The organism is Maribacter sp. MAR_2009_72 (assembly GCF_007827235.1).
GTDB lineage: Bacteria > Bacteroidota > Bacteroidia > Flavobacteriales > Flavobacteriaceae > Maribacter > Maribacter sedimenticola.
The window spans coordinates 2490250-2512475 of the sequence record NZ_VISB01000001.1 but is presented as its reverse complement, the minus strand read 5'-3'; the positions used below and the strand labels follow the sequence as shown (position 1 = coordinate 2512475).

General features: G+C 36.9%; 19 protein-coding genes. 14 read left to right on the top strand and 5 right to left on the bottom strand.

Annotation, left to right across the window (positions count from 1 at the left end; translation table 11 throughout):
• Nucleotides 1-41 precede the first annotated feature (41 nt).
• Nucleotides 42-662 (top strand): GntR family transcriptional regulator, encoded by a 621-nt coding sequence (locus tag JM81_RS10520; RefSeq protein WP_144803147.1) that lies wholly within the window; start codon nucleotides 42-44, stop codon nucleotides 660-662.
• Nucleotides 663-674: 12 nt separating this feature from the next.
• Here JM81_RS10520 and JM81_RS10515 read toward each other — a convergent pair whose 3' ends face one another.
• Together JM81_RS10515 and JM81_RS10510 are read right to left on the bottom strand one after the other, a co-directional pair.
• Nucleotides 675-1592 (bottom strand): DMT family transporter, encoded by a 918-nt coding sequence (locus tag JM81_RS10515; protein WP_089260976.1) that lies wholly within the window; start codon nucleotides 1590-1592, stop codon nucleotides 675-677.
• The gene (locus JM81_RS10510) at nucleotides 1589-1942 is read right to left on the bottom strand and encodes an arsenate reductase family protein (RefSeq protein ID WP_144803144.1); all 354 of its coding nucleotides are present in this window, start codon (nucleotides 1940-1942) and stop codon (nucleotides 1589-1591) included. Before JM81_RS10510 ends, JM81_RS10515 begins: the two co-directional genes overlap by 4 nt.
• A 102-nt stretch (nucleotides 1943-2044) precedes the next feature.
• Between JM81_RS10510 and JM81_RS10505 the strand changes: the two genes are divergently transcribed.
• Nucleotides 2045-2506, top strand: coding sequence for a DinB family protein (locus tag JM81_RS10505; protein ID WP_144803142.1), 462 nt, complete (start codon nucleotides 2045-2047; stop codon nucleotides 2504-2506).
• Here the strand turns inward: JM81_RS10505 and JM81_RS10500 are convergent.
• A complete protein-coding gene (locus JM81_RS10500) occupies nucleotides 2503-3246 on the bottom strand; it encodes a DUF3298 and DUF4163 domain-containing protein (protein WP_144803140.1) in 744 nt (247 codons plus the stop codon). The two genes, JM81_RS10505 and JM81_RS10500, sit on opposite strands and share 4 nt — an antisense overlap.
• A gap of 84 nt (nucleotides 3247-3330) precedes the next feature.
• Between JM81_RS10500 and JM81_RS10495 the strand changes: the two genes are divergently transcribed.
• The 4 genes from JM81_RS10495 to JM81_RS10480 all read left to right on the top strand — a co-directional run bounded on the left by JM81_RS10495 (nucleotide 3331) and on the right by JM81_RS10480 (nucleotide 9246).
• The gene (locus JM81_RS10495; RefSeq protein ID WP_144803137.1) at nucleotides 3331-4485 is read left to right on the top strand and encodes a cystathionine gamma-synthase; all 1155 of its coding nucleotides are present in this window, start codon (nucleotides 3331-3333) and stop codon (nucleotides 4483-4485) included.
• Nucleotides 4486-4646: 161 nt separating this feature from the next.
• Nucleotides 4647-5990: an NADP-specific glutamate dehydrogenase gene (gene gdhA, locus JM81_RS10490; RefSeq protein WP_089260972.1), complete on the top strand. Its 1344-nt coding sequence runs from the start codon at nucleotides 4647-4649 to the stop codon at nucleotides 5988-5990.
• A gap of 123 nt (nucleotides 5991-6113) precedes the next feature.
• A complete protein-coding gene (gene recO, locus JM81_RS10485; RefSeq protein ID WP_144805628.1) occupies nucleotides 6114-6842 on the top strand; it encodes a DNA repair protein RecO in 729 nt (242 codons plus the stop codon).
• The gene (locus JM81_RS10480; protein ID WP_144803134.1) at nucleotides 6835-9246 is read left to right on the top strand and encodes a TonB-dependent receptor domain-containing protein; all 2412 of its coding nucleotides are present in this window, start codon (nucleotides 6835-6837) and stop codon (nucleotides 9244-9246) included. The genes recO and JM81_RS10480 overlap by 8 nt, the downstream gene beginning before the upstream one ends.
• Before the next feature lie 54 nt (nucleotides 9247-9300).
• Here the strand turns inward: JM81_RS10480 and JM81_RS10475 are convergent, their stop codons facing one another.
• Nucleotides 9301-9672 (bottom strand): hypothetical protein, encoded by a 372-nt coding sequence (locus JM81_RS10475; RefSeq protein ID WP_089260969.1) that lies wholly within the window; start codon nucleotides 9670-9672, stop codon nucleotides 9301-9303.
• 186 nt (nucleotides 9673-9858) lie between these two features.
• Between JM81_RS10475 and ileS the strand changes: the two genes are divergently transcribed.
• Genes ileS through JM81_RS10455 form a run of 4 tightly spaced genes read left to right on the top strand, consistent with a single transcriptional unit; the run spans nucleotide 9859 to nucleotide 14996 of the window.
• The gene (ileS, locus tag JM81_RS10470; RefSeq protein WP_144803131.1) at nucleotides 9859-13257 is read left to right on the top strand and encodes an isoleucine--tRNA ligase; all 3399 of its coding nucleotides are present in this window, start codon (nucleotides 9859-9861) and stop codon (nucleotides 13255-13257) included.
• 3 nt (nucleotides 13258-13260) lie between these two features.
• On the top strand, nucleotides 13261-13644 hold the full coding sequence (locus tag JM81_RS10465) for a TraR/DksA family transcriptional regulator (RefSeq protein ID WP_089260967.1): 384 nt from the start codon (nucleotides 13261-13263) through the stop codon (nucleotides 13642-13644).
• Nucleotides 13645-13682: 38 nt separating this feature from the next.
• A complete protein-coding gene (locus JM81_RS10460; protein ID WP_144803129.1) occupies nucleotides 13683-14300 on the top strand; it encodes a DUF4097 family beta strand repeat-containing protein in 618 nt (205 codons plus the stop codon).
• 33 nt (nucleotides 14301-14333) lie between these two features.
• Nucleotides 14334-14996: a lipoprotein signal peptidase gene (locus JM81_RS10455; RefSeq protein ID WP_144803126.1), complete on the top strand. Its 663-nt coding sequence runs from the start codon at nucleotides 14334-14336 to the stop codon at nucleotides 14994-14996.
• Here the strand turns inward: JM81_RS10455 and JM81_RS10450 are convergent.
• Nucleotides 14975-15547, bottom strand: a complete 573-nt coding sequence (locus JM81_RS10450) for a 5-formyltetrahydrofolate cyclo-ligase (protein ID WP_144803123.1) — start codon at nucleotides 15545-15547, stop codon at nucleotides 14975-14977. The two genes, JM81_RS10455 and JM81_RS10450, sit on opposite strands and share 22 nt — an antisense overlap.
• A 502-nt stretch (nucleotides 15548-16049) precedes the next feature.
• Between JM81_RS10450 and uvrC the strand changes: the two genes are divergently transcribed.
• From uvrC to JM81_RS10430, 4 genes are all read left to right on the top strand, one after another.
• On the top strand, nucleotides 16050-17843 hold the full coding sequence (gene uvrC, locus JM81_RS10445) for an excinuclease ABC subunit UvrC (protein ID WP_144803120.1): 1794 nt from the start codon (nucleotides 16050-16052) through the stop codon (nucleotides 17841-17843).
• Nucleotides 17821-20115, top strand: coding sequence for a patatin-like phospholipase family protein (locus tag JM81_RS10440; RefSeq protein ID WP_144803119.1), 2295 nt, complete (start codon nucleotides 17821-17823; stop codon nucleotides 20113-20115). Before uvrC ends, JM81_RS10440 begins: the two co-directional genes overlap by 23 nt.
• 354 nt (nucleotides 20116-20469) lie before the next feature.
• On the top strand, nucleotides 20470-21249 hold the full coding sequence (locus JM81_RS10435; RefSeq protein ID WP_089260962.1) for a DUF3108 domain-containing protein: 780 nt from the start codon (nucleotides 20470-20472) through the stop codon (nucleotides 21247-21249).
• A 7-nt stretch (nucleotides 21250-21256) separates the two neighbouring features.
• The gene (locus JM81_RS10430; protein WP_089260961.1) at nucleotides 21257-22225 is read left to right on the top strand and encodes a tryptophan 2,3-dioxygenase family protein; all 969 of its coding nucleotides are present in this window, start codon (nucleotides 21257-21259) and stop codon (nucleotides 22223-22225) included.
• Nucleotide 22226 lies beyond the last annotated feature (1 nt).

Genomic DNA, 22226 nt, shown 5'->3' with positions numbered 1-22226 from the left:
TTCTATTATATTTGATAACCCTATTTTAGTATATTTACTTTATGGCCAACCTCCCAGAAGATATTTTTCAAGACACATATGGAAAGGTGAAAAAATTGATCGTAACCAAGAAATTATCTCCTGGACAGTTAATAACCGATCAACGTTTGACCCATACCTTGAATATTAACGATGGCTCCATTGCTATTGTGTTGCAACAATTAAGGGAAGAGTCCTTATTGGTTGGTGAACCGGATAGTGGTCTTACCGTGAGGGAGTTGAGTGAAATAGAAATTTCTGATTTGTTTGATTGTAGAATGGCCATTGAAACCATGACGGTACAACTTTTTACCAAAAATGCGCCGCAATCTAAAATAGATGATTTAAGGCAATTGCTGGTACCTTTTGAAAAAGGTCCTCAAAGCCTCTATGTATTTCATAAGATAGATTGTTATTTCCATGAATTTATTGCTAAAAATTGTGGAAATAGTATGTTATACAACCTTTTTAAAACTGCTAAGATTACATCACTTATGGATCTTGTTGGTATTTCAAGGCCTTTGAATATGGTCATGCAGGAACATTTGAATATAATATCTGCCATGCACCATAGAGATGAGGACGTGGCCGTGAATGCCATAAAGGTGCACCTGGAAAACACCAGGAAATCTCATTTAAGTTAATACATCATTTCCTTAGTTGTCTCCATTGCTGACCCTGGTACCGGATAATTTGGGTTTTCTGCTAGCCAAATAAACCCCAATTAGAACAAGACATGCTGCTATAATTTTAATAAAAGTAAGATGGTCTTGTCCGCTGATAATGGCGTAGGCAATACCAACTAGAGGTTGTACATATACAAATGCACTTAAGGTAGATGCCTTTAGTTGGGAAAGGGCAAATATGTTAAATAGATAGGTACAAAAAGTTGTGCCCAATATTACAAAAGCAATAGCTCCATATGCATTTATTGGAAGAGTGGACCATGATATGTCCATAAATTCTTCATATCCAAAGGGTAGACATATAAGTACCCCTAAACTAAAAAGCCATTTCATAAAGGTAAAGGGGTGATATTTTGTAATAAGTACTTTTACTACAACTAGGTATGAGCCGTAGAACATGGAATTCATAAAGATTAAAAAATTTCCCAACGGTATATTTGGAGCATCCATACGTATCTCGGTTCCAAAGAGTATAAGGCCCAGTGCACCAATTAAACCAATACTTATACCAAGAATTTTTCTACCGGAAATCTTTTCCTTGAGAATAACTGCGGATAAAATCAATACAATGATCGGCGTGGTTGTAATCAATACCGCACTGTTGATCGGAGTAGATAAGGATAAGCCTTTAAAAAAGACCAACATATTAAGGGCCATGCCCAAAAGGGCACAAACAAGCATTCTAAGGTAATCTCTTGGGTCTATACGTTCTTTGGGTCCAAGGAAGGAAATGGCCCAAAACAAAATGGCCGCACCCAACACCCTTAAGATAATAAAACCAAAGGGCTGCACATAATGGGGCATAACGCCTTTGGCTATAGTGTGGTTAATACCATAGATAGTAGTTGCCCCTACGGCCGCAAGTATTGCAAGTAGTCTTTTGCTCAATGGTGTATAGCCTTTTTTGCGGCTTCTACCACTTTTTTGCTATTGCCAATAAAAATATCATTCTCATTAATGATTACAGGTCTTTTTAAGAAGGTATATTGTTCCAAGATGAAATTTTTAAAATCTTCCTCTGTAAGGTTCTGTTCCTTTAAATTGCGTTCCCTATATAGTATGGCCCTTTTGCTGAACAATGTTTCATAACTATTGGATAAGGTATGCATGTGTTCTAATTGCTTTTTGGTAATAGGAGTTGCTTTAATATCCTGTAGTTCAAAATTGGCAAGTGGTTGCAGTTCTTTGATAATTCGCTGGCACGTAGAGCAAGAACTTAGATGGTATATTTTTTTCATGATAGGTTAAACGTTTGTTTTGCTTTTCTTTGCTTAATCGTTTGCAAAGAAACCCATTTCCCTTTAATTGTACTATTTTTACACCCTATTAAACAGGAAATAATGGTCGAGAATTTATTGGAAATCACACTTCAAAATCGAAAAAATCTACATAAAGTTTTAACGAATACCCCCAAAGAAAAACTATTGGCAATACCAGAAGGGTTCAACAATAATATTTTTTGGAATATTGCGCATACGGTAGTGACCCAACAGCTTTTATGTTATAAATTCAGTGGGCTTCAAATGAGAGTGCCAAAAGAATTAGTGGATAAATTTATGAAGGGCACCGTTCCTGATGGAACTGCTTCGGATGAGGAAATAATAATGGTTGCGGATTTTTTGATTTCTACCGTAGAATGGATCAAAGAGGATTATGATACCCAACTTTTTAAAGAGTACAAAGAGTATACTACCAGCGCAAAATTTACCTTAAGAAAAGTAGAGGACGCCATAGGGTTTAATTTATTTCATGAAGGCTTGCATGCTAATACCATAACCTTGCTTTTAAAACATTTAGGTTAAGGAGTTACGGCAAGTTTTAAATAGCTGTTTACTTCTTTATAGGGTAGTAACAAGGTAATGGGCCCATCAGCATAGGATGCAATTTCATATGGTTCATAATAAAGTAGGAGCCCGTCATCAGTGTATCCAATATTTTCAGGTAAATAAAAAGTTTCTGTTTCAAACATAAAACCAGTACTATTAATATTCGCTTCTGCAGGTATATGTTCCTGTGTTCTAAAAACTTCTTCGGCATGGGAGGTAATAGTTTCTATGGATGTAAATAATTCTTCTCTATAGAGTTCCGTTGCGTTTAACTTGTCAAAATTCAAAAATCGTACAGAATTAATGCCGTGTGCCCCTCCTGTAAAAAGGTAAGATTCTAATTGTATGGTCAATATCTGCCCATTGTCAAATACAATATCTCCATTTATAGTAGCCTCCCATGGCATGGATTCCTCTGGATATTTATTTTTAAGTTCGTTATAGTCCGTTATAAATGCATCTATACCTTCTTTGATATTATTGGCTTTCCCGGTCTCGTTAAAGCTTAACCATGAAATAATTTCCTCACTAATGGCAATGTTAATTGCGTTTGCCAATTTAGAATTTCCTATGGCCTTAGGAACGTTAATGGTTACAAAGGAACAATCTTGGCACTCTTTTCTTGAAATGGATAAAGGTTCAAAGGTCAGTTCTTCTTTGGTTTCACAACTAAAGATAAAGAATAGTGTAAGTAGGCAAAAGAATCTATTGTTCATGTAAGGTCAAGTTTTATGTAAAAATACACCTTCATTGTATTCGTCAGAAGATAACGATACATTTGTGTAAAATATTTGTTAGCTATGGGTGGTAAGGATTTAAAGTTCAACACAAAGGCAATTCATGGAGGTCAAATACCGGAAAAGGCATATGGTGCTGTAATGCCTCCTATCTATCAAACCTCTACCTATGCGCAAACTACACCTGGAGGGCATAAGGGATATGAATATTCTAGAAGTGCAAATCCTACTAGGACAGCTTTGGAAAATGCTTTGGCCAGTATTGAGAACGGCACCCATGGTTTGGCTTTTGGAAGTGGTTTGGCAGCCATAGATGCCGTAATAAAATTATTGGAACCGGGAGACGAGGTAATTTCTACGCATGATCTTTATGGGGGTACCTATAGAATTTTCAAGAAAATTTTTGAAAAGTATGGTATTGTTTTTCATTTTGTGGGGATGAGAAGTACAGCTGCCATACAGTCCAAAATCAATAAAAATACCAAACTTATCTGGGTAGAAACACCTACCAATCCTATGATGGGTATCATTGATATTAAGGCTGTAGCAACTTTGGCACAAGGAAAAAATATACTTTTGGGCGTTGATAATACCTTTGCAACCCCCTATTTACAAACTCCATTAGATTTGGGTGCTGATATCGTAATGCATTCCGCTACCAAATATTTAGGGGGACATAGTGATACGGTCGTGGGGGCATTGGTTGTTAAGGATAAGGTTTTGGCAGATAGGTTGTATTTTATCCAGAATGCCAGCGGCGCCGTATGTGGTCCAATGGATAGTTTTTTGGTATTGCGGGGTATCAAGACCCTTCATGTAAGAATGCAGCGCCATTGTGAAAACGGTAAGGCCATAGCCCATTTTTTACGGAACAGTCCAAACGTTGAAAAAGTATATTGGCCAGGTTTTGATGATCATCCCAACCACGACATTGCCAAGACACAAATGAAGGATTTTGGAGGTATGATATCATTTATACCAAAAGGCGGCAGTTATGAAGATGCCATAAAAATTGTAGAAAGCTTGCGAGTATTTACGTTGGCGGAATCATTGGGAGGGGTAGAAAGTCTTGCTGGGCACCCTGCAAGTATGACCCATGCCAGTATTCCTAAAGAAGAGCGGGAAAAAAGTGGTGTAGTAGATGCACTGATTCGCTTAAGTGTTGGTATTGAGGATTCTGAGGATTTAATTGCGGATTTAAAGCAAGCGTTAACTTAAATTGTAATTTTATTGAACTTTAGAATCTAAAATCGATTATTTGTTGTTAAAACAACAAAAATTATCAACTTTTAAAAAAAGTACGCAATAAATTACATGAATAACATAATTTTGCCGTTATATTTTGAAATCAATAAATTAATACAATTGTAAATAGCTTTATGGAAGATAAAATAAAAGCATTTATGGATGAGGTTATTGCCAGGAATGGGCACGAACCAGAATTCATACAGGCGGTGCAAGAAGTTGCAGAAACTGTTATACCATATATTGCAAAGCATGAAATATATAATGGCAAGAACATTCTTTTGAGAATGGTTGAGCCAGAGCGTTTAGTGTCGTTTAGGGTAGCATGGGTAGATGATGATGGGGAAATTCATGTAAACCGCGGATATAGAATTCAGATGAACTCAGCCATTGGGCCTTATAAGGGAGGGTTGCGTTTTCACCCAACCGTAAATGCAAGTATCTTAAAGTTTTTGGCTTTTGAGCAAGTATTTAAGAACAGTCTAACTACCCTACCTATGGGTGGTGGTAAAGGGGGGTCTGATTTTGACCCAAAAGGTAAGTCAGATGATGAGGTCATGCGTTTTTGCCATGCCTTTATGTTGGAGCTTAATAGACACATAGGGCCCAATACAGATGTCCCTGCCGGAGATATTGGAGTGGGTGCGCGTGAAATAGGATTCCTTTTTGGCATGTACAAAAAAATTAGAAATGAGTTTACGGGTGTATTGACCGGTAAGGGACTTTCTTGGGGAGGGTCTAAGATTAGACCAGAGGCTACTGGCTATGGTACCGTATATTTTGCTGAGAGTATGTTAAAGACCAGAAACGAAAGTTTTAATGGTAAAACCGTGGTGATTTCCGGTTCTGGAAATGTTGCCCAGTATGCAGCAGAAAAGGCCATTGTCCTAGGTGCCAAAGTGGTAACTCTTTCGGATTCTAGTGGATTTATTTATGACAAAGACGGATTAAATGATGAAAAACTTGCCTTTGTGATGGATTTGAAAAATAACAAACGCGGTAGAATATCAGAATACGTCAACAAATATCCAACGGCAGAATTCCATGGAGGCCAGACGCCTTGGAACGTAAAGTGTGATATTGCCTTGCCCTGTGCCACCCAAAACGAACTAGACCAGAATGATGCCAAAAATTTATTAAGTAATGGCTGTATGTGTGTTGCGGAAGGAGCTAATATGCCTTGTAATGCGGATGCCGTTCATGAGTTCAATAACGCAAAAATTTTGTTTGCTCCCGGGAAGGCATCAAATGCCGGTGGTGTGGCCACATCAGGACTTGAAATGTCCCAAAATTCCCTTCGTATTAGTTGGACTAGGGAAGAAGTAGATGAAAGATTAAGGGATATCATGGAAGATATACATGATTCTTGTATTCAATATGGTAAGGAAGAAGATGGGTTCTGTAACTACGTAAAAGGTGCTAATATTGCAGGTTTTGTGAAAGTTGCCGATGCTATGTTGGCCCAAGGGGTGATTTAAAATTCTGGTCCATAACCAAAAGGTTAAAGTGTTTATTTGCGAGGTCTTTCTAAAGACCTCGCTTTTTTTTGTACAAAGGCCAATATACAAACCGCTATCTTTGTGGTCTTACAGCACGTTCCAATGCAAGTTACGACCAAGGCAATAGTTTTTACGGCACTTAAATATGGCGATACCAGTCTCATCGTTAAGGCATTTACAGCTACGGACGGAGTTAAGTCCTATTTATTGCGCGGGGTACTAGCTTCTAAAAAAGGAAAATTAAAGTCGGCCTATTTTCAACCCCTTACCCAATTGGAAATTGTGGCCAACCATAAGAACAAGGGTTCATTGGAATCTATAAGGGAGGCCAAGGTATATTACCACTACCAAACGTTATACGCCAATATGGCCAAGAATGCCATGGCCCTATTTCTGGCGGAATTATTGGGTAACAGTATTCGTGAAGAAGAAAGAAACGAAGAGTTGTTTCAGTTTTTAGAGGCTTCGCTACAATGGTTGGACGTACATGATGATATTGCAAATTTTCATCTGTATTTTATGCTGTCCCTTACAAAGTTCCTTGGTTTCTATCCAGATGTCTATCAACAAGATAGACCGTATTTTGACCTTTTGGAAGGTGAATTTGTGGGCAAGGAAACCTTGAATCCAATGTTGAGGGGAGAAAATTTTTATTATTTCAAGACGTTCTTAGGCACAAATTTTGATGCAATTCACACCATAAAGATGAAAAAAACTAATAGACAAGAGTTGCTTAAATCTTTGGTGTTATATTTTGAATTGCATTTACAGGGATTTAGAAAACCAAAATCTCTTGCCGTATTAAACGAAGTCTTTAACACTTATGTATAAATTTTTTTTAGGCATATGGTTTTTCATGGCCTTTATTGGCAATGCGCAGTATATATCTGTTCTAGATGAGGACAGTGGCGAGGCCATATCCAATGTGGCCATATTTAACAAGGATAAATCCAAGATAGCCCTTTCAGATTTTGATGGCAGGTTCAATGCATCCCTATTTTTGGATAGGGAACGCATTACCTTGCGGCATATTGGTTATGAAGAATATAAGACCACCAAACAGCAATTGCTACGACAAGGAAATAAGGTGTACTTATTTATGAAGGCCCAACAATTGGATGAAGTGGTAATGTCGGTTTCCAAATGGGAGCAACAGAAAAAGGATATACCCAATAAAATTATATCCATAGATGCCAAGTCTATTTCATTTACTGCCCCCCAGACTTCCGCAGATTTACTTGAAAGCAGTGGAAAGGTCTTTGTGCAAAAAAGTCAATTAGGTGGTGGTAGTCCTATGATAAGGGGCTTTGCCACTAATAGGTTGCTATTGTCCGTAGACGGTGTACGTATGAATAATGCTATTTTTAGGGGCGGTAATATTCAAAACATAATTTCAATAGATCCGTATACAATTAAGAATACTGAAATAATATTTGGTCCGGGTTCGGTAATTTATGGGAGTGATGCCATTGGGGGCGTTATGAACTTTTACACGAAAAAACCAGTACTCGCAGAAAATGATAGCCTGTTGGTAGCGGGAAATACCAATTATAGGTTTTCATCGGCCAACAATGAAAATACGGTGCATGCAAATATAAATATCGGTAAAAAAAAGTGGGCATCGCTAACAAGTGTGACCTACAACGATTTTCAAGATCTAAAAATGGGTTCCCATGGACCGGATTCTTATTTAAGGAATTCATACGTAACGCGTAATAACGGTGAGGATGTATTAATGGAAAATGGGTCACCTAGAACACAGGTTACAACAGGGTATGATCAAATAAATCTAATGCAAAAAGTATTGTTCAGGCCCAATGCAAAATGGAATTTAAATCTGGGAGCATATTTTTCAGAAACATCGGATTATTCTAGATATGATAGATTAATACGTCCTTCAAGTGATGGGCAAGGGTTGAGATCGGCAGAATGGTATTATGGTCCTCAAAAATGGTTTATGGCCAATGCCCAGGTTTTAAAAAAAGGTGATGGTAAAGTATATGATGGGTTAAAGCTTGGTTTGGCATATCAACATTTTGAAGAAAGTAGGCATAATAGGGATTTTCAGGATGATGTGTTGAATTCCACCAAGGAACAGATCAATGCATTGAATGTAAATATAGATTTGGAGAATAAGAAAATAGGTAATTTTAAAACTTATTACGGTGGGGAGTATATTTTTAATACGGTTGGTTCTTTAGGTATAGATAGAAATATCGTGACCAATGAGGAATATCCGTCGGCATCACGTTATCCAGATGGATCTACTTGGCAGAGTTTGGCGGGTTATATCAATGGTGAGTATAGGGCCAAACCTAATTTAACATTAATGTCCGGCCTTCGTTATAGTCATGTATGGGTAAATGCGGATTTTGATGATACGTTTTACGACTTTCCATTTCAAAAGGCAGATTTAAGTACAGGGGCGTTGACGGGTAGTTTAGGTTTAAGTTGGTTTCCCAAGGCTAATTTACAAATAACCTTGAACGGTTCAACAGGATTTAGGGCGCCCAATATTGATGATGTAGGTAAAATATTCGATTCTGAACCAGGATCCGTAGTAGTTCCCAACCCAGACCTGGAGCCTGAATATGCGTATAATGTAGAATTTGGTATACATCGTAATATTAAGGACAAGGTAATTATAAAGGGTACGGCCTATTATACGTATTTGGTTGATGCATTGGTGCGCAGGGATTTTAGTTATAATGGGGTTTCTGAAATAGAATATGGCGGTGAGCTAAGTAACGTACAAGCAATACAAAATGCGGCCAAGGCTTTCGTTTACGGATTTGAATTTGGTTTGGAAGCCTATTTGACCGAGCAATGGTCCATGAGATCCAACCTTACTTTTACCCAAGGTGTGGAAGAGGAAGAAGATGGTACGGAGACTCCTGCAAGACATGCCGCACCTACATTTGGGGATTTCCATATTATGTGGAAAAACCAAAGGTTTAAGACAGATCTTTATGTCAACTATAATGGAGAGATAGTTTATGATGATCTTTCAATGTCTGAGCGATCAAAGGAGTATATCTATGCTGTTGATGAAAATGGAAATCCGTTTGCACCGTCATGGTATACGTTGAATTTTCGTTCGCAGTTTGATATTTCGCAGAGTTTAAAGGCATCCGCTAGTATGGAAAATATAACGGACCAACGTTACAAGACTTATTCCTCAGGTATTGTTGCACCAGGGCGTAATGTCATCTTAGGACTTGGCTACTATTTTTAAACAAAAAAAAGACCCGCAATAACGGGTCTTTAAGAATTTAAAAGAGAGGTTAATTTAGTTTTTAACCGCTTTTTCTATTTCATTGGCTTTTTTTGCAGCCTTGTCAGCAGCTTCATTGGCCGCATCCTTAACGTCGTTACCTGCTTCTTTTGCGGCATCCATGGTTTTTTCACCGGCTTCCTTTACGGTTTCGGCCGCATCTTCAGCAGCTTTCATAGCATCCTCACTGGCTTCCTTGGCGGCATCCATAGCACCTTCACCAGCTTCTTCAAGCTCTTCACCAGCTTCTTTCAAGCTTTCTCCAGCTTCCTCTAAAGCGGCACCAGCTTCTTCTGTAGCGGATTTTGCCTTGTCTGCAGTTTCTCTACAGGAAATAGACATACTTAATGCTAAAATTGCTAATGATCCTAAAATTACTTTTTTCATTGTGTTATGTTAAATGGTTATTGTTTAGAGTTATATACGGGTCATTTTACATTTTGGACGTAAAACATGTTAATATTTTTCACATTAGCATATAACCTACTATTTCAGTGAGGACAAAACCCATAATTTAAATCTAAATTTTATAATTTTGCAGCCTTTAAATTCCAGTGCCATAAGCATTTTCGTATGAAGTTCGCAGAATACCAAGGATTAGATTTACCAAAGGTTGCAGAAGAAATTTTGGACTATTGGGCCACCCATGCCATTTTTGAGAAAAGTATCTCTACCCGTGAGGGAAAGGAGAGCTATGTGTTTTACGAAGGTCCTCCATCGGCCAATGGTATGCCCGGTATCCATCACGTAATGGCACGTACCATTAAGGATATTTTTCCTAGGTATAAGACCATGAAAGGATTTCAGGTAAAAAGAAAAGCGGGTTGGGATACCCATGGACTACCAATAGAATTGGGAGTGGAAAAAGAGCTGGGCATTACCAAAGAGGATATTGGGGTAAAGATATCCGTTGAGGAATACAATGCGGCTTGTAAGAAAGCGGTAATGCGCTATACGGATGTATGGAACGCCATGACCCAACAGGTTGGTTATTGGGTTGATATGGATGACCCGTATATTACCTACAAGTCCAAATACATGGAGACCGTATGGTGGTTGTTAAAACAAATATATTCCAAGGACCTTATTTACAAGGGGTACACCATTCAACCATACTCGCCAAAAGCCGGTACGGGATTAAGCTCACATGAACTAAATCAGCCGGGTACCTATCAAGATGTGACGGATACTACGGTTACCGCACAATTTAAAGCGGTAGAAGAAACCTTACCGGATTTTTTACAAAACGAAGGTACTGTCTACTTTTTAGCTTGGACGACGACACCTTGGACATTGCCGTCTAACACTGCGTTAACTGTAGGGCCAAAAATTGATTACGTGTTAGTAGAAACGTATAACCAATATACGTTTGAACCCATGAACGTTATACTTGCCAAGAATTTGGTAGGAAAACAATTCTCGGGTAAATACAATCAGGTGTCGGAGAAATCGGATTTGTTGTCTTATGCGTCTGGTGATAAAAAAATTCCTTTTTATGTCGTAAAAGAATTTAAGGGTAAAGACTTGTTGAACATTAAATATGAGCAACTGTTAGATTATGTATTGCCTTATGAAAATGCAGAAAATGCATTTAGGATAATTGCTGGTGATTTTGTTACAACAGAAGATGGTACAGGTATAGTGCATACAGCTCCAACTTTTGGGGCAGATGATGCTATGGTGGCCAAACAGGCCGTACCGGAAATTCCGCCAATGTTGGTATTGGACGAGAATGGAAACTTGGTGCCTTTGGTAGATCTACAGGGTAAATTTAGACCGGAATTAAAGGAGCTAGGCGGTAAATATGTGAAAAACGAGTATTACGAAGATGGTAAGGCTCCGGAACGATCGGTAGATGTAGAGATTGCCATAAAGCTCAAGGAAGAGAACAAAGCCTTTAAGGTTGAAAAATACGTACATAGTTATCCTAATTGTTGGCGTACGGATAAGCCTATTTTGTATTATCCATTGGATTCATGGTTCATAAAAGTGGCAGATGTCAAGGAACGAATGTTTGAATTGAACCAGACCATAAATTGGAAACCAAAAGCCACAGGTGAAGGCAGGTTTGGAAACTGGTTGGCAAATGCCAATGATTGGAATTTATCAAGATCACGTTACTGGGGTATTCCTTTACCTATTTGGAGAACCGAGGATGGTAAGGAAGAATTAATTGTTGGTTCCGTTGCCGAACTGAAATCTGAAATGGCAAAAGCCATTGAGGCCGGTGTATTGCAAGAAGATATCTATGCAGATTTCGTTGTGGGAGACATGTCAGAGGAAAATTATGATAAAATAGATTTACATAAGAATATCGTAGATCAAATTACATTGGTATCGGCTTCTGGAAAGCCTATGAAGCGTGAGAGCGATCTTATAGATGTTTGGTTTGATAGTGGGTCTATGCCTTACGCACAATGGCATTATCCATTTGAGAATAAGGATTTGATAGATGAAGGAAAAACGTTTCCTGCAGATTTTATCGCCGAAGGTGTTGACCAAACACGTGGTTGGTTCTACACCCTACATGCAATAGCTACTATGGTTTTTGATTCCGTTGCCTATAAGAATGTGGTATCCAACGGTTTAGTGTTGGATAAGGAAGGCAAAAAAATGTCAAAACGTTTGGGCAATGCCGTTGATCCCTTTGAAACCATGAACGAACATGGTGCAGATGCAACCAGGTGGTATATGATCAGTAATGCAAATCCATGGGATAATTTAAAGTTTGACACGGAAGGCATCATTGAAGTCAAAAGAAAGTTCTTTGGTACCATTTATAATACGTATTCTTTCTTTGGGTTATATGCCAATCTAGATGCGTTCTCTTATAAAGAGCCAGATGTACCGGTGCAAGAACGTCCAGAGATAGACCGTTGGATTTTGTCAGAATTAAATTCCCTGATCAAGCTAGTAGATACGTCGTATGGCGAATATGAACCCACAAGGGCGGCAAGGTCAATTTCTGACTTTGTTCAAGAAAATTTAAGCAACTGGTATGTACGATTGTGCAGGAGACGTTTTTGGAAAGGTGAATACGCACAGGATAAAATTGCGGCCTATCAGACATTATATACATGTTTGGATGTAGTGGCAAGATTATCTGCTCCTATAGCACCATTTTTTATGGATCGTTTGTATTTGGACCTGAACAAGGCAACCATAAAGGGCGGTTTTGAAAGTGTACATTTATCGGATTTTCCGGTAGCCGATGAATCTTTGATAGATAAAGGTTTGGAAGTTAGAATGCAAAAAGCGCAGACCATATCCTCTTTGGTACTCTCCATACGTCAAAAAGAAAAGATCAAGGTACGCCAGCCATTGCAGAAAATTATGATTCCCGTACTGGATGAGCAGGACAAGAAAGATATCAAGGCGGTTTCAGAATTAATTAAGTCAGAAGTTAACGTTAAGGATATTCAGTTGCTAGATGATGCCTCGGGTATATTGGTAAAGCGTATAAAGCCTAATTTCAAGACGTTAGGGCCAAAATTCGGAAAGGATATGAAAGCCATTGCACAAGTGGTCAATGCATTTTCGCAGACTGATATCCAGAAAATTGAACAGAATGGCGAATTAACAATTAAATTAGAGAATAAAAGTATTAATTTACAGTTACAAGATGTAGAAATTAGTTCTCAGGATATAGAAGGTTGGATGGTGGCCACTTCAGGAAAATTAACTGTTGCCTTAGATGTTACCATAAATGAGGATTTGCGCAATGAGGGCATAGCTAGGGAATTGGTTAACAGGATTCAGAATATTAGAAAAGATTCCGGTTATGAAGTAACTGATAAAATTGCAATTAAAATCTTGAAAGATGGTTTTGTCGAGAAGGCGGTTGAGAAAAATATTGACTATATTAAAACCGAGACATTAACGGCAGTATTTAATTTTGAGGATAAATTGGAAAAAGGTACGGATATTGCATTTGATGAAGTAAACACAAAATTATTTATTGAAAAATATTAAAAGATGGCAGAAGATTTAAAAGTAAGGTATTCTGACAAGGACTTGGCAGAATTCAAAGATTTAATAGAAGACAAGATAGAAAAGGCTAAAAGTCATTTAGAGCTATTAAAAAGTGCCTACATGAACGATGGTAATAATGGTACGGATGATACTTCTCCAACTTTTAAGGCCTTTGAGGAAGGATCGGAAACAATGAGTAAGGAAGCCAACACCCAATTGGCCATTAGGCAAGAGAAATTTATTCGAGACCTTAAGAACGCTTTGTTGCGTATAGAGAACAAGACTTACGGTATTTGCCGTGTAACCGGTAAACTTATTAATAAGGAGCGTTTAAAACTTGTACCGCACGCCACTCTTAGTATAGAGGCTAAAAATATGCAGTCTTAAATAAAACGCCTTAAGGGGCGTTTTTTAATACCATTATTTTGGGTAGATTTTTATTTTTACTGGTCCTATGTCCTTTGGGTCTTTTTGCCCAAAAACATGTTCAGAGAATTCTGCTTACGGAAGATATAGATTTGATTCTAGTCAATACGGCAAACTGTTTTGAGGTTCAAGTTAATACTGTAGATGAGCAGGTGGTCAATGCCGAGGCAAATATTGAAGGTGAATATGTTGATAATTTAAATCTACAAGTAGTTTCCAGAGGTTCAACTATATTCATTGACGCCGGTTTTTCACCTAATTTCAGTAACCCTAATGATAAATTAAGCGCCCATAAAGTGGTTTCCATCGTATTGAATTTATCACTACCAAAAAACAGAAATGTTGAAGTTTACGGTACCAGTTCAAGAGTAGTTGTAAATGGCGCCTATAAGAAATTGAACATTATCTTGTCCGATGGGGTATGCGAGGTAAACAATGCAGTTGGAGTTATAAAGGTCAAAACACAAAGTGGTGCAATTAAGGTATTGTCCAATGCCGCAAATATATCTGCAACGACCAAATATGGTGAGGTCAGTCCAAATATAATCCCAAATGGTTTCTCCACATATGACCTGCAAACCGTTACAGGTAATATTGAACTCATTAAAACCGAATAATATTTATATTTTTGCCCACATTGATTTGAACCCATGAATATTAAAAAATCCATTTTATTTATTGTATTGATCCTAGTAATAGATCAATGGAGTAAAATATATATTAAGACCCACTTTGTACTGGGTGAATCCGTTGAGGTGTTTAGTTGGTTTAAGATTCTCTTTATAGAAAATGAAGGTGCGGCATGGGGAGCTAAATTAAGCGACATTTTACCCATTTCAGATGAAATAGGTAAATTGGTATTGACCATTTTTAGGTTATTTGCCATTTTTGGAATTGGGTATTGGCTTTTTGACGTAATTAGAAAGAAAGCGTCTAATACACTTATTTGGGCGGTATCCTTAATTTTTGCCGGTGCATTGGGTAACATTTTAGATTCTGTTTTTTATGGAATAATTTTTAATGATAGCTATAATGAAGTAGCTACTCTCTTTTCAAATGAGCCCTATGGAAAGTTATTTTATGGCAAGGTGGTAGACATGTTGTATTTTCCAATGGTAGACACTACCTGGCCTAATTGGGTGCCTGGTTTTGGTGGAAAGAATTTTAGGTTTTTTGAGCCTGTATTCAATATAGCGGATACCGCAATTAGCACCGGAGTGGGTATTTTATTAGTATTCAACAAAAAAGCATTTGGTAAGGATCTGGATAGAAAAAATCTGGACAATGAAGATTATAGCACATTGAACGAGTAGGTTTTGTTGGGTGTAATACAATAATCCAATGGTATATCGGTAGGTAGAACATCATCAAATGGTTCTTTTTCAGCTTCAAAAAAGGAAAGGCCTATTTTTACGACATCTCTTCTGCATTCCTTTAAAAAGCGATCATAATAACCTTTACCATAGCCAATTCTATTTCCTTTAATGTCAAAAGCAAGGAGAGGTATAAATACTACTTCTAATTTTAATGGATCTATGGTTATACCATCTACGGGTTCAGGTATATGTAAGGAATTATATGAAAATTTGGTACTGTCTGTAAGAAGGTAATGTTCTAACTGGTTGTTGGAAACTATTTTGGGCACCACTACATGTTTATCGTAACCTAATAATATGGAAATTAGGCCTTCTGTATCTATTTCTAATTTATTTTTAATGGATAAAAAAATATGGAAATAATGGTAGTTCCATATAGGTAGACTTAATGCGGAATTCGCAATAGCAATACTATTATCGGTAATCTGTGATTGAGATAGGGAACTTCTAAGTTTGGAATATTTATAGCGTATATCTTTCTTCAGCATCGTGAAGTGATTAGTATGCTGAAAATTCTTAGGTTATTCTTTACCTGCAACAGCAAAAAATACCTTAAAAAATAACATTAATATAAGATATGTTCCAAGAGTGATGATATAGCTTTCCATAATTATAATGTTCTTATAGTGGTAAAATGATTCGTAATTACGTTAAAAATAGGTAAAATAATTAATAAGATATCTATGAACTGCACTTTTTTATCGTTAAACAGCGCTTTTTTATTAAAAAATTAACGTTGTGGTAAATACTTAAAAGAAGTTGATATTGTAAATAATTGAAAATCAAAAGATTACAAAAGTACAAAATTTTTATATTACGCACTATGTAATTTAGCTATTGTTTTTTTAAACACTTGATAATTAAATTCATTCTAATTATCAAATACGCAATTAGAAGCGTTAGCGAGTTAAACTACTTTTTTGTATCATTATATATAAGGTATAGTGTTATTTAAATTAGTATTATAGACTAAATTCGTAGTGTAGAACTATGTCAGGGATTCCATTAAATATACAATTAAGCGCATTGCCCTCCAGTCCTGGGGTATATCAATTTTATGATGCAAATGGAGGTATTCTATATGTAGGTAAGGCAAAAAATCTAAAAAAAAGGGTTTCCTCATATTTTAATAAAAACCATGAATATGGTAAAACCCGTGTTCTGGTCAAAAAGATAAAGGAGATAAGACATATAGTAGTACCTACAGAATCAGATGCCCTATTATTGGAAAATAACCTGATCAAGGAACTTAGACCGCGGTATAACGTATTGCTAAAAGATGACAAATCCTACCCATGGTTATGCTTAAAAAATGAACGTTTTCCAAGGTTGTTTCCTACAAGAAGGGTTATTAAGGATGGTTCAGAATATTACGGTCCTTATACCAGTATGAAAACGGTACGTACATTGTTGGACTTGATTAAGAGTGTTTATCCGTTGAGGACATGCAATTATGACCTTTCTGCGGAGAAGATCAACGCGGGTAAATATAAGGTTTGTTTAGAATATCATTTGGGCAATTGTAAAGGACCATGTGAAGGGTATCAATCTATAGTGGAATATGACCGTCAAATAGATGATATAAGGGAAATAGTAAAGGGGAATTTTAAATCGTCTATTACTTACTTTAAAGGTCAGATGAAGGCGCTGGCCGCTGAAATGAAGTTTGAAGAAGCGCAGGTTATTAAGGACAAGATAGATGTATTGGAAAATTATCAGGTAAAATCTACCATTGTAAATCCTAAAATCAGTAATGTTGATGTATTTAGTATAATTTCTGACAATGCTTTTGCATATGTTAATTTTTTACAATTATCCCATGGGTCTATTATTAGGTCGCACACTATGGAAATCAAGAAAAAGCTTGAGGAGAAGGACGAAGAATTACTGGAATTGGCAATAGTGGAAATAAGGGAAAGGTTCCAGTCAAATTCCAAGGAACTGTATGTGCCATTTAAGGTTGCCCTTACTCCCGATTTAAAGATTACCGTACCCAAATTAGGAGATAAAAAACGCATACTTGACCTTTCTGAACGTAATGCTAAATTTTTTAGACAGGAACGTTTTAACCAAATTAAGATAATTGACCCGGACCGCCATACCAATAGGATCATGGCGCAAATGAAAAAAGATTTGCATTTGTCCGTAGAACCTAGGCATATAGAGTGTTTTGATAATAGTAACATACAGGGGAGCAATCCGGTAGCTGCGTGTGTAGTATTCAAGGACGGCAAACCATCCAAAAAAGATTACCGGCATTACAATATTAAAACAGTCGTTGGTCCAGATGATTTTGCCTCTATGGAAGAAGTTGTCTTTAGACGGTATAAACGATTATTGGAGGAAATGGAACCTTTGCCCCAACTTATTGTAATAGATGGTGGTAAGGGTCAGTTGTCTTCAGCGCTTAAAAGTATAGATGCATTAGGATTAAGGGGTAAAATTGCCATAGTAGGTATAGCCAAACGGCTAGAGGAAATTTATTTTCCCGAGGACCCTGTACCGTTATATTTGGATAAAAAGAGCGAAAGTTTAAAAATCATTCAAAATGCAAGAAATGAAGCGCACAGGTTTGGCATTACCCTACATAGAAATAAAAGGAGTAAGGGTGCTATAAATTCGGAATTAATAGGTATTGAAGGTGTGGGTGAAAAAACCGCGCAACAATTGTTAAAGCAATTTAAATCCGTTAAACGTATTAAAGAGGCGTCTAAAGAAAGTTTGGCAGAAATAGTTGGTGCATCAAAAGCAAATAAAATTTATGAATCATTTCATACCACATAGCGCCGGTCTTAAAAGCATTTTATTTGGCCTAGCATTTAGTTTGCTCAACGTATCATTGTTGATCGGACAAGAAGGTCAAGAGAATGAAAGGCCTAAGATAGGTCTGGTACTCAGTGGTGGAGGGGCAAAGGGCATGGCACATATTGGGGCCTTAAAGGTGATTGAGCAGGCAGGTATCAAGATAGATTATATTGGCGGTTCTAGTATGGGTGCTATCGTTGGTGCGTTATATGCCTCTGGATATACGGCCATGGAACTTGACTCAATGTTCAATGCAACAAATTTTGGATCGTTGATTCAAGATAATCTTCCAAGAAGTGCAAAAACGTTTTATGAGAAGGAAGATTCTGAAAGGTATGCTTTGTCATTACCGTTTGATAATTTTAAGGTGTCCGTTCCACCTGCATATTCTGGAGGTCAGAATATCTATAATGAACTGGTAAAATTATTATATCATGTAAAAGATGTCAAGGATTTCAATAAGCTACCTACGCCGTTTGTTTGTGTGGCCACTGATATTGAAACCGGCAAACAGGTAATCTTGAACAAAGGATATCTGCCAGAGGCCGTTTTGGCAAGTGGAACCTTGCCATCGTTATTTGAGCCAACGATTATAGATGATAAGGTTTTAATAGATGGTGGTGTGGTGAACAATTATCCCATAGATGAAGTTTTGGCAATGGGCGCTGATATTATTATTGGCGTTGATGTGCAGCATGACCTGTCAGACAGGGAATCGCTCTTGTCCGCAACAGAAATTTTACTACAGATCAATAATTATAGAACGGTAGCGGATATGAAACAAAAATCCGCAAAGACGGACATTTATATTAAACCTCAAATAGAACAGTATTCGGTTATAGAATTCAATAAGCTAAAGGCTATAATCAAGACCGGGGAAGATGCCGCATTTTTAAAATTCGAAGAATTAAAAGCGCTGTCCAACGGCTCTGGAAAGGAAAAGACGGTTAATTATAAAACCGATGAAAATATTGTTTTGAATAGATTGATGATCGAGGGCAATACAAGTCATACCCGCGGATATGTAAAAGGTAAATTAAGATTTAATCTAAACGAACCTATAACCTTTCATAAACTACAACAAGGTATAGGCAACCTTGCTGCAACCGGAAATTTTAAGACAATTAGATACAAATTATTGACCAATGTTGATGATGGTGAGGATTTGGTTTTACCGCTAGATGAAACACCTACCACTTCTTTTTTGAGACTTGGGGCCCATTATGATGACTTGTACAAAAGTGGGGCAATTATCAACTTGACCAAGCGTAAAGTTTTGTCAAGGGACGATGTGGCTTCTTTTGATCTTATTCTAGGGGATAATATTCGGTATAACTTTGAATATTATATGGATAAAGGCACCTATTGGAGTTTTGGTATTAACTCTAGGTTCAATGATTTTGAACAGGAAATAGATTTTGACCTTATTGGCGATAATTTTGATGTTACACAAAATACCAGGATTAATTCCATTAATCTATCGGTATCGGATTTTACCAATCAAATATATGTGCAAACCGTGGTCAAAGAGGAATTTGCTTTTACTTTAGGTGCAGAATATAAGGATCTAAAGTACAGTACCAGGACCTTTGGGGAAATAACCGATCCCAATGTGCCAATAAATACCCAAACTGAAAATGGTAGGACCTATTTTGAAAAGAGTAATTATATAAGTGTCTTTGGTGCATTAAAACTAGATACCTATGATGATAAATATTTTCCTAAACGCGGACTATTTTTTAATGGGGACATGCATTATTACCTTTTGTCATCTGATTTCAATGATAATTTCAAGGATTTCTCGGTTTCAAAGGCAAGAATGGGTATGGCATTTCCCTTGTTTAAAAACCTGTCCTTAAATTTGGAAACAGAAGGTGGGTTTAAGTTGGGTACCTCCAAGGTTACCAGTTTTGATTTTTTATTAGGGGGGTTCGGTACGGACTATATTAACAATTTTGCCCCATTTATAGGATATGATTTTATTAGTTTGTTCGGAAATAGTTATGTGAAGGCCTATGGAAGGTTAGATTATGAATTCGCACAAAAGCACCATGCACTTTTCTCGGCCAATTTTGCCAATGTAGATGATGATTTATTTAGGACAGGAGATTGGTTCAAGGCCCCTATGTATTCCGGTTTTGGTGTAGGCTATGGCTGGCAATCTTTTTTAGGTCCGATCAATCTGTTGTATTCTTGGTCACCAGAAACGGATAATTCCCAATTTTTTGTCAGCTTAGGGTATTGGTTTTAGGCTTTATCGAGTAAGAATTTAACGCAATAAATTTACCTCTTGCGCCTTTGTTCTTAATACTTTCATAAATATTAACCTTAAGTGTGAATAACTGTTAAGTTTATCGTTAAAGTAAGTTAAACCGTATTACAGGAAGAAAATAGTGCTGTAAATTTACACCAGCTAAGGGGTGGTTCCCTTACAACTTTAAGTAGTGGTTTTTCATAATTTAAAGTTTGGTTGGTTATTTAGGAAAAGCCCAGTTTTAAGACTGGGCTTTTTTTGTGCAATACTTTGGAACAAATTTTGTTTAAGTTATTGTAACGATAGCAATCGAGAAACTTCAATTGCTACTTTTGCCTTAAAGTAAGGACTATGAGAAAATTAATATTGCTTTCCCTTCTAAGTATAAGTTTAGGTGTTTTTGGTCAAAATGAGCAAACTGCATTTAGTACGGGCGAGTGGTTAAAATTTAGGTTGCACTATGGGTTTTTAAACGCCAGTTATGCAACGTTACAAGTCAAAAATGCCACTATTGATGATAAATCCGTATACCATGTTGTAGGTCATGGTGAGACCACGGGTGTTGCCAGTTGGTTTTTTAAGGTAGATGACACATATGAAAGTTACTTTGATAAGGAGGATGGTAAGCCCTATAGGTTTATTAGAAAAATCAACGAGGGCGGATATACTAAAGATGTTGAAATAAACTTTGATTATGAGGAAGCGAAAGCTGAGTTAAATGATAAGAAAAACAAGAAAAAGCTTAATTTTACACTACAAGAGAATATCCAAGATCTTATTTCTGCTTTTTATTATTTAAGAAACAATTATAAGACAGATGATCTTGAGGAAGGTAAGGCCATTACCTTAAAAATGCTTTATGATGATGATGGGGTTTTCAATTTTAAGCTTAAATATTTAGGTTTGGAAGTAGTTAATACCAAATACGGTAAGGTAGAATGTTTAAAGTTTAGGCCCTTGGTACAATCTGGACGTGTTTTTAAAGAGCAGGAAAGTTTGTCCTTATGGGTTTCAAATGATCAAAATAGAATACCTATACGTATAAAGGCAGATTTGGCGGTAGGTGCCATTAAAGCAGATTTGGATGGATACAATGGTCTTAAACATCAGTTTAAAATTATAATGGATTAACATTTAAATGAAAGATAGAGAGCAGATCAATTCCCAAATTTCTAAACTTGAAGAAAAATATAAGGATTCAGGCCAAGATCTCAGCTCATATTTGGACGGTTTGCTTCATCAGCGTTACCTAACGTATTGGGATTATATTCATTTAGACACCTTATTAAGTTTACAGGTTCCAAGAACCCATTTCCCAGATGAAGAGATTTTCATCATGTACCACCAGATTACGGAATTATATTTTAAGCTTATTCTCCACGAGCAAAAACAGTTGGTAGATGACAAAAGTGACGATGTTAATTTTTTTGTAGAAAAATTAAGACGAATCAATAGTTATTATACGGTGCTCATTTCTTCTTTTGGCATTATGATTAAAGGAATGGAAAGGGAGCAATTTCTTCAATACCGTATGGCTTTACTGCCTGCCAGTGGATTTCAGTCCGCACAGTTTAGAATGATCGAGATTTACGCCACCGGTCTGGAGAATTTGGTACATGTAAGTGAAAGAAACCAATTTTCCCAAGCAGATTCCATTGAACAGCTGTATGAGCATATCTATTGGAAAAAAGGGGCCACTGATTTAAGTACCGGGGAAAAAACATTGACCTTGAAACAGTTTGAATATAGGTATACGCCAAGGTTGATCAGGATTGCTAAGCAAGTAAAGGAGGCTACCATTTATCATAAATATTTAGGATTGTCCAAATCTCAAAAGAAGGACACGGATCTTATAGAGGCGCTAAAGGCACTTGATGTAAATGCAAATGTAAACTGGCAATTGATGCATATGGGCTCAGCTCATAGATATTTGCGCAGGGAAACGGGAGATATAGATGCTACCGGTGGAACCAATTGGAAAGAATACCTTCCGCCCAGTTTTCAGAAAATAGTTTTTTTTCCAGAGATTTACACAGAAGATGAATTAAATAATTGGGGGAAACAATGGGTAGACCATATGTTTAATCCAGATAAATCAAAACATTAGA

Coding starts and splice junctions, on each gene's coding strand:
- JM81_RS10520 (WP_144803147.1), top strand. CDS start 42: ATGGCCAACCTCCCAGAAGATATTTTTCAAGACACATATGGAAAGGTG.
- JM81_RS10510 (WP_144803144.1), bottom strand. CDS start 1,942: ATGAAAAAAATATACCATCTAAGTTCTTGCTCTACGTGCCAGCGAATT.
- JM81_RS10505 (WP_144803142.1), top strand. CDS start 2,045: ATGGTCGAGAATTTATTGGAAATCACACTTCAAAATCGAAAAAATCTA.
- JM81_RS10500 (WP_144803140.1), bottom strand. CDS start 3,246: ATGAACAATAGATTCTTTTGCCTACTTACACTATTCTTTATCTTTAGT.
- JM81_RS10495 (WP_144803137.1), top strand. CDS start 3,331: ATGGGTGGTAAGGATTTAAAGTTCAACACAAAGGCAATTCATGGAGGT.
- gdhA (WP_089260972.1), top strand. CDS start 4,647: ATGGAAGATAAAATAAAAGCATTTATGGATGAGGTTATTGCCAGGAAT.
- recO (WP_144805628.1), top strand. CDS start 6,114: ATGCAAGTTACGACCAAGGCAATAGTTTTTACGGCACTTAAATATGGC.
- JM81_RS10480 (WP_144803134.1), top strand. CDS start 6,835: ATGTATAAATTTTTTTTAGGCATATGGTTTTTCATGGCCTTTATTGGC.
- JM81_RS10475 (WP_089260969.1), bottom strand. CDS start 9,672: ATGAAAAAAGTAATTTTAGGATCATTAGCAATTTTAGCATTAAGTATG.
- ileS (WP_144803131.1), top strand. CDS start 9,859: ATGAAGTTCGCAGAATACCAAGGATTAGATTTACCAAAGGTTGCAGAA.
- JM81_RS10465 (WP_089260967.1), top strand. CDS start 13,261: ATGGCAGAAGATTTAAAAGTAAGGTATTCTGACAAGGACTTGGCAGAA.
- JM81_RS10455 (WP_144803126.1), top strand. CDS start 14,334: ATGAATATTAAAAAATCCATTTTATTTATTGTATTGATCCTAGTAATA.
- JM81_RS10450 (WP_144803123.1), bottom strand. CDS start 15,547: ATGCTGAAGAAAGATATACGCTATAAATATTCCAAACTTAGAAGTTCC.
- uvrC (WP_144803120.1), top strand. CDS start 16,050: ATGTCAGGGATTCCATTAAATATACAATTAAGCGCATTGCCCTCCAGT.
- JM81_RS10440 (WP_144803119.1), top strand. CDS start 17,821: ATGAATCATTTCATACCACATAGCGCCGGTCTTAAAAGCATTTTATTT.
- JM81_RS10435 (WP_089260962.1), top strand. CDS start 20,470: ATGAGAAAATTAATATTGCTTTCCCTTCTAAGTATAAGTTTAGGTGTT.
- JM81_RS10430 (WP_089260961.1), top strand. CDS start 21,257: ATGAAAGATAGAGAGCAGATCAATTCCCAAATTTCTAAACTTGAAGAA.